This is a genomic window from Nostoc sp. FACHB-888, assembly GCF_014696655.1.
Classification (GTDB): Bacteria; Cyanobacteriota; Cyanobacteriia; order Cyanobacteriales; family Nostocaceae; genus Nostoc.
In genome coordinates this window covers 24,784-31,994 of the sequence record NZ_JACJQM010000064.1, presented here as the reverse complement: position 1 = coordinate 31,994, position 7,211 = coordinate 24,784, and the positions used below count along the sequence as shown (strand labels likewise).

7 protein-coding genes and 2 pseudogenes are annotated in these 7,211 nt (G+C 40.0%); 2 read left to right on the top strand and 7 right to left on the bottom strand.

Annotated features, from left to right (window positions below; all coding sequences use genetic code 11):
- Positions 1-513 precede the first annotated feature (513 nt).
- The 7 genes and pseudogenes from H6G26_RS27065 to pepE all read right to left on the bottom strand — a co-directional run bounded on the left by H6G26_RS27065 (position 514) and on the right by pepE (position 5,960).
- Positions 514-741 (bottom strand): hypothetical protein, encoded by a 228-nt coding sequence (locus H6G26_RS27065; protein ID WP_242053891.1) that lies wholly within the window; start codon positions 739-741, stop codon positions 514-516.
- A 74-nt stretch (positions 742-815) separates the two neighbouring features.
- Positions 816-1,553 carry an SDR family oxidoreductase gene (locus tag H6G26_RS27060; protein ID WP_190733005.1) on the bottom strand — a complete coding sequence of 246 codons (738 nt, stop codon included), beginning with the start codon at positions 1,551-1,553 and terminating at the stop codon, positions 816-818.
- Positions 1,554-2,186: 633 nt separating this feature from the next.
- Complete coding sequence (locus H6G26_RS44305) at positions 2,187-3,383, bottom strand: phosphodiester glycosidase family protein (RefSeq protein ID WP_190733003.1); 1,197 nt, start codon at positions 3,381-3,383, stop codon at positions 2,187-2,189.
- Positions 3,380-3,817 carry a hypothetical protein gene (locus H6G26_RS27050; protein WP_190733001.1) on the bottom strand — a complete coding sequence of 146 codons (438 nt, stop codon included), beginning with the start codon at positions 3,815-3,817 and terminating at the stop codon, positions 3,380-3,382. Before H6G26_RS27050 ends, H6G26_RS44305 begins: the two co-directional genes overlap by 4 nt.
- Before the next feature lie 538 nt (positions 3,818-4,355).
- Positions 4,356-4,601, bottom strand: coding sequence for a hypothetical protein (locus tag H6G26_RS41840; protein ID WP_199327102.1), 246 nt, complete (start codon positions 4,599-4,601; stop codon positions 4,356-4,358).
- A gap of 283 nt (positions 4,602-4,884) precedes the next feature.
- Positions 4,885-5,126: pseudogene (locus tag H6G26_RS27040) on the bottom strand (IS4 family transposase); the annotation flags it as partial.
- 105 nt (positions 5,127-5,231) lie between these two features.
- Positions 5,232-5,960 (bottom strand): dipeptidase PepE, encoded by a 729-nt coding sequence (pepE, locus tag H6G26_RS27035; RefSeq protein ID WP_190732999.1) that lies wholly within the window; start codon positions 5,958-5,960, stop codon positions 5,232-5,234.
- Between the two features lie 283 nt (positions 5,961-6,243).
- Here pepE and H6G26_RS42850 point away from each other — a divergent pair, with 283 nt between their 5' ends.
- Complete coding sequence (locus tag H6G26_RS42850) at positions 6,244-6,507, top strand: hypothetical protein (protein WP_190732997.1); 264 nt, start codon at positions 6,244-6,246, stop codon at positions 6,505-6,507.
- Between the two features lie 18 nt (positions 6,508-6,525).
- A pseudogene (locus tag H6G26_RS27020) lies at positions 6,526-7,183 on the top strand (IS630 family transposase); the annotation flags it as partial.
- Positions 7,184-7,211 lie beyond the last annotated feature (28 nt).

The window sequence follows — 7,211 nt, the reverse complement described above, 5'->3', positions numbered from 1 at the left end:
CTGCATCAGTGAGGTTGCTGGAGTACGCCATTAGTATTAGATTTTAGATGCTGAGGAGTACCTTAATTCAAAACCTCATAAGATGTCAAATGGGTTCTATAAAGCAGGCGGTACGCCATCGGAAAAAACTGATAAACCCATTCCAGATTTTCCTGTAAACCCATCCCATATAGTCGAGCGGAAAATAGATTTGTTCTTGGGCAACTTTTAAGCGATCCCTACAGAGGATTATATTTGGTGTGGGCAAAGCTATTGCACTTCTTGCCAATCTCTGCAATTAATCAGGTGACTTTTGTGAGGATGTGACCTACACAGCGCATAGCCAATCGCATACCACCGACTTACACCCATTCTCAAAGTTAACCCAAACTTGCCACTCTCCCAGATAGCCATTCTAGTAAGGCTCCCCATCAGCAACGCCAACAGCCGAGCCTACCTTGGAGACTAGCGAGAGTGTAAAAGTTCCGTTTGGGAAAGTTCAACAGCCCTTGCGATGCCAAAGGCGGACTAAGCCTACGCTTCACACTCAGCAGTATACAATTCCTCACTAGCCGCCTTAACCGACTCGATTACCGCCCCACTCTCATCATCCGATGCATCCATCGATAACGGTGTACCCATCCTCGACCAAACCCCCAAGAACAGACTCTCGATAACGCCGCATCTCAACATTATTAGAGAACCACGCTTGCCCCAAGTCTGCAATGACTCCGGTTGAAAGTTGTGATCAACGTAGCTCAAATCCGCATTATCCGCCGTCGGCAGCAGCGCAATGTTAGCTTATGTAGCGACGTGTTGACTTCTGAATAAATCTTTTATAGTTCTTGACGTGTTGGACGGATGATGATTTCATTCACATCAACATCACTGGGTTGCTCAATAGTGTATGCGATCGCACGGGCAATAGCGTCTGCATCAATGGCAAGGGCATAAAGTTGATTAATTCCCGCTGCTGTGTCTTTATCGGTAATAGTAGTAGTCAACTCAGTGGCAACGGCTCCTGGTGAGATATTAGTCGAACGGATTTCACCGTTTGACTCTAGTCGTAATCCTTCAGAGATCGCTCGTACTGCGTACTTAGTAGCACAGTAGACTGCTGACCCCGGAAACACCTTATGTCCAGCCACTGACGATAGGTTAATGACATGACCAGACTTTTGCTGACGCATAATCGGCAACACAGCAGCAATCCCATAGAGAACGCCCTTAATATTGACATCGATCATCTGATCCCACTCTTCCACCTTTACTTGGTCGAGAGGAGAAAGGGGCATCAACCCAGCATTATTGATCAGCACGTCGATACGGCCGTATGTAGTTAAAGTTTCTCTCGCCAAAGTTTGCACCTGTGCGCGATTCACCACATCCGTCACTCGGTAGATTGCAGTCCCTCCAGATTTGGTAATCGCTGCAACCAGTTCTTTGAGACGATCTTCGCGGCGGGCGGCCAGCATCAGCTTGGCTCCACTAGCGGCAAGTCGCTTTGCGGTTGCCTCACCTAAACCACTGCTCGCTCCGGTGATGATTACTACTTTGTTTTGAATAAGAGACATATTGATTAATGTGGGTTATTGAGTTTGGGTTATGAAACATTGAATGCTGTTTAAGCTGAACTCAGCATTATTCAACCATATCAAATAGAAGGAGGTAGTTCTTGCTGGAGGCAACCTCTACCATAAAGGTGCATAGGTTTTAGCAATAACGTATCTTTTCTTGTGCTGTGCATCTCGAAAAGAATGTTTCTAACTTTTTACCCACAATTTGGCTTGGTTTGTACCAATATCCTCCAGCAAGAACTGCTCTCTACCTCTTCTGAATCAAACCATCCATTCAGTCCACTGTGGGGCATCTATCACCAATTGAGGAAACTTATCAGGGCAAGCATCCTCAAACTCCAGCATCACGCCGCAATACTCATCAATTGTTTGCTGATTTTGTAGAGCGACAGATTATTTGACCGTAATCTGTCGCTCTGGTCAAATAATTCGTCGCTCTATAGGCATCCTGACAATACGTTTAATTAAGATTTAACTGCAAAAAATTTTTCAAAAAATGGATAAAACTTGTTCGCTAACAACTCAAACTTTTCTCCAATACAATTAGGGCGAGCTATTTTATAACCTATGCTATTGTACCAACCAGGATTCATCGCTGGAAAATAACATAGATAAGCCGAGGCGAGTTGTTCAATGTCTGGGATTATGGATTTTATCCAGGATAACAATAGCGTCAGCAATTGGTCGCTCTCCAGTAGAATCAGACGGATGGTTAATGAGTTGTTGGTTAATAGTCATAGTTGTAGAGCCACCGCCATCAAGATTAAGAGCATCTGTTGCTCCAAGTGTACGCATAATCAGAGCGCTTTCTTCAAAACTTGCACCTACACTTCTTGTTGGCTGACGACCATCAATTGTGACCAAAAGCAATTTTCCTAGTGGTGTAATTCCAGCTAGTGTCCGAGGGTTACGTCGTACCCCAAACCTATAATAAAATTCCGGATTTTCGGGCCAGTGAAATCCTTCTTTATAAGCAGTAATATCTATTTTTCCGTTGCGTAGCAACCTTGGGCCTCCATTGATGACTCCTGGAGTCTCATCTCTTCTTCGCACGTCCCATCCATTAGCCAAAACATGAGTCTTAATATCAATTTTTGAGCCTAGTTGTGCATAATTGCGTAACCACTCAACAGCATTACCCGTGGCTGATAAGACTGAGCCACTACGGGGAATCTGTCCTCCTCGCTGCTGTCGAAACTCGATGACTTGACCTGATTTATCAAGTACAGCTTCTGCTCCATCACCTGGCTCTGTAGTTTGCCCAAAAACAGGTGTAAATTGAATTAGTTCACTGCTATCTGTGCAAGTAAAGTCATGCTTGGGCTGTTCTGTAGGCAAGTCTCCACCGACACCACCGCAACCTCGAATCAAACCAGGCTTGCGGTTCAATCCATCTATCTCTCTTGTTGCACGATTGTTTGCAATTGCAAGAATTTTAGAAGTAAGAGCAGCTATACGGGCATCTCGACTGGAACTGTCAGGCAGGATAAGGCTCGTTCTACCATTAACTGCTTCGCTCACCAGCTTACCGTTAATAATGGAAATACCTGCTAAGTCCCCTGGAGTCCCATCGTTTGTTCCAATGACAAAATATCCTCCGTTGACTGCTGCAAGAGCTGATGTTTTAGTAGAAAGCTGCGTCAAACGTTCATTGCCAGGAACAATTCCACTAGCGAGTGCGGGAACAACTTTCAGGTGAGACTGATGGAGGTCTATCTCAAGTACATTCACAACCCAAGGACCAGTTGTTTGTTCTCCGTCTTCTGCTGTGTTAACAACTCGTACTCCTGAATATCCAGCAGTTGCAAGTTGATCTCGTAAAGTCACAGCAAGAGCTTCAGTATTAAAAGCGCCAACACGGACCAAATAACCAAGCAACCAGATTCAGGATCATCTGGCGCTCGTCGTAATATTGGCTTTAAGTAAGGTTGGTATCCTTGAGACTTTAATAAATTAGCAGTAGCTTGAGCCGCTTGTTGAGTAGCTTGAAATGTTACATCGACTGTATACACTTCACGGTTTGACTGTTCGCCTCTAACAATAACCGTGTGAGTAATACCAGGAGCTATCTGATTCGATACCCGTGATTCTTTTAAATTACCTTTTCCTAAAGGCAGTGAGTACGAATAATATTTGTCCCTTTGTCTTGATTCTTCATTAGCACTGCTAATAAGCGGTTTAACTACTGCTAAAAGTAAAGAACATGGAACTACTAAGTATAAAGCTATTGTTTTGTTATGGAGACGGAGTTTGCGGGACATGATTCACTCTTATGACTAAATGGGCAGTAAAATCTATTACAAGTACTTTTAGTTCTTTAATATTAAAAACATTTGTAGTTGTAAATAGAACGTAGAATAAATTGTCTGAAATATATATTGTTGTCTGGAGTGAATTTAACGGAAAAGATTTAATGAATAGTTATGTTCGATTAAATATTTGATTAAGCTTTCACAATATATTGACTAAAGGCATTAGTCAACTGCGAATACTCATAGCATTTAACGAAAATATGATTACGGATAAAAAAACATCAATAAGAATCAGTAAAATAGCTAGGGTAACAAAAGTAGAGATAAAAAGCCTTTGAGGAATTTCTTAGTACTTTCTTAGAAAATAAAAATAATTAATTTTCGCCGATTTTATGATCATTTTGGTTCAACTATAAAGAGTTTATAAGACTTTTAATGATGGCTAGCTACACCACGGATTTACAGCCCCCTCAAAGTTAACACGTAAGGATTCAGGTGGCAGAGTATTGACAAAGGGAACAGTTGAGGAAGAATATCACAAAAGTTGCTACTTTTCTAGACTGCGTGCTTCGATAATAAGTTGATTCTCTTCTGGAGATGCTGTGAGATTGACAGCAACAGCAGACTTAATAAAAAATACAACTCGTTCCACTTCTCGAAATCCGACTTTTGTATAAAACTCATGACTTGCAGGATTATCAAGGAGGGCATCCAAAGCAAGTTCGATACATCCCTGCTCGCATGCCCACCCTTCAGTACCGCTCAAACCTGATGTTTTTGCTAAACGTAACACCGCATTAGCTGAAGTAACTCAGTACTTGCAAATTCAAAAGGATAAAAGACTAATATTTGCAGGTGACTTAAACCTAGCTCCTTGGTCGCCCTACTATAAAACAATACGGTTCAGTTAAGGCTAGCAAGCTGATGAGTGATATGAAATTTTGGAACTTCTACTCGTAGTCCAGTCCCTCTGTGTTGTGTTTTTTTAGAACGGAATTTTGATACAGGTTTTTTCACAACTCTGGGATTAATACGGTGAACACGTTCAGGTAACAATGTATCTAAAATCTCGACAATTAACCAATCGAAAAAAAGGGAAATTCTTCTGACTGTAAGTCTTGGAACTTAGGAATAGATAGCACGGGCGTTTAACCCATAATGTACCTGTAAGACTTAAGCGTAATGGTGGAACACCAGCAGTAGTTGCAGCTTGAAACATTAACACTCGTACTGACCAATGACCTAATAACCAACCATAAATTTCTTGCACCACTTCTGGTGGCTTTTAAGAACGAACATGAGTTCTACGCCCTAACAGATTTTTGTTAGTAATGATATCAAAATCGTAGATTGTAAAACTATCAAAGGTGGAAATTCTGATCATCGGATGCTATTAAACGATTTAGTTATTTAAAAATGGTGATCATGCAGAAGAAGCTCTTTTCAGAAGAAAATCCAAATTATCATTAGGATAATACTCTTGTTTTTCTTCTCCAAATTTGAATAAATATATCGGTTTGTTCCCAATCAATTTGATTGATGAATCTTCAATTTTCAACATTGTTCCTTCCGGCAACCCTACGACATAAATATCTGGATTTAAAATTAAGAACTCTTCCAGTCTTTGTTCTCTTGTCTCTCCATTGTGATTTTGGATTACTGCATTTGTATAGTGGGGATTGATTTGAAAAGGAACTAAATTCAATCCTTGAAAACTTATCGGTTCAATTATTGGCATATCATTACTTGTTTTAATCGTAGGACAAGCAACATTAGAACCTGCGCTCCATCCGATATAAGGAGTTCCAGTACTAATTTTATTTCTGATGTCCTCAAATAGTTGACTTTGGTATAAGCAATGTATTAAATGAAAAGTGTTTCCGCCTCCAACTACTACAGCTTCTGCGTTTTTAATTAGTTCATAAGGATTTTCAACCAAATGAATAGCATCAACTTCATAACCTATATCTTGAAATACTTTTTCAACTTTTTCGGTATACTGCTGATAAGTTGAAGTAACGGCTGCAAAAGGGATGAACACAATTTTATTGACAGAGCTTCCTAAAAACTTTTTAATTTCCTGACGGGGATAAAGTAAGTATTCTTCACCGATATTTGTTGAATTACTAAGTAATAACAATCTTTTTGACATGATTTAGTTCCTATAGTTGTAATTATTTATAATAAAGAATGGTTAATTTGCACTCGGTGTTGGTTGAGTAAACCAGTTCATAGCTTTTTGGGCAATCGCGCTCGGAACTATGTGCAACCCGTTGAACTTATAATATTGTACGTCATAGCCTGCGTGTCTATCACTGTGTCGAACCAGACTTGTTAAGGCAAAATCTTCTTAGAGATAGATGAATGGGATTTGTAGTAGCATTTAATATTAAAAACTATATAGTTTACTGCTAGTTGTGTTCCAATAAACAACAGTGACGGAAAACTCTTCACGAGAAGATAATGCTTTTGTTAATTTTGCTCATGTAGCACAAAGAGTAGCTGCTACATCAAAGCGTATTGAGAAAGCAGCAATTTTAGGCGAATATTTTACGAAGTTATCAGATGAAGACTTAGTGCTTGCTACACGGTACTTTGCCGGTTATATATTTCCCTTGCATGACCAACGCATTATCAATATTGGTGGAGCGACATTAAGCTATTCCACATTTAATGTGTATAAAATGGCAATTGGATAAAAATGTATATTTTGGACTATGCCCGCTAAAGGATACCTCACTAGTTCGCAAAAAGAGAATTTGCAAAAAGCCTTAAGAGAAAGTCAATCTTCGTAGTTGACACAGAGGATATTAATACTTTTGCTCATGGATGATGGAAAGACATACCAAGAAATTAGTGAATTTTTAGGATGTGGATATAGAACAGTAGCATATTGGTTGGTGTGTACATGGAGATCCAGACAATATCGAATCATTGCACGATGAGCGTAAAAAAGGGAACCATCAAAAAGTTACCAAAGAATATATAGAATTGTTGATGCAAATCATTGAAAAAGAACCAAGTGAATTGGGATATGAATTTGGAAGATGGTCAATAGCGAGACTGGCTACATACTTAGCAGAACTAACAGAAATCGAACTCAGTGGAGAACAAGTTAGGAAGATATTAGAGAAAAAAAAGTACACTTACCTCTGGGCAAAATACAGTCTGGAGGACAAACAAGACCTTGAAAAGAGAGAAGCATTTAAAGCAAAATTATCAGGGTACTTAGAAGCATCAAAGCAAGAGCCAGCAAAGCTTCAAGCTTGGTTCTGGGATGAAACAGGATTTAGTTTGCGGGTGATTCGTCGCAAAAGTTGGGGTAAAAAAGGTAAAAGAAAAAAAGTGACAGGTCAACGAAGCCGCGATCGCATTATCACTGGTGGTAAAGGCGGGACAGTAC

Excerpts from the sequence above, each read along its gene's own strand:
- H6G26_RS27060 (WP_190733005.1), bottom strand. The coding sequence starts at position 1,553 with ATGTCTCTTATTCAAAACAAAGTAGTAATCATCACCGGAGCGAGCAGT.
- pepE (WP_190732999.1), bottom strand. The coding sequence starts at position 5,960 with ATGTCAAAAAGATTGTTATTACTTAGTAATTCAACAAATATCGGTGAA.
- H6G26_RS27050 (WP_190733001.1), bottom strand. The coding sequence starts at position 3,817 with ATGTCCCGCAAACTCCGTCTCCATAACAAAACAATAGCTTTATACTTA.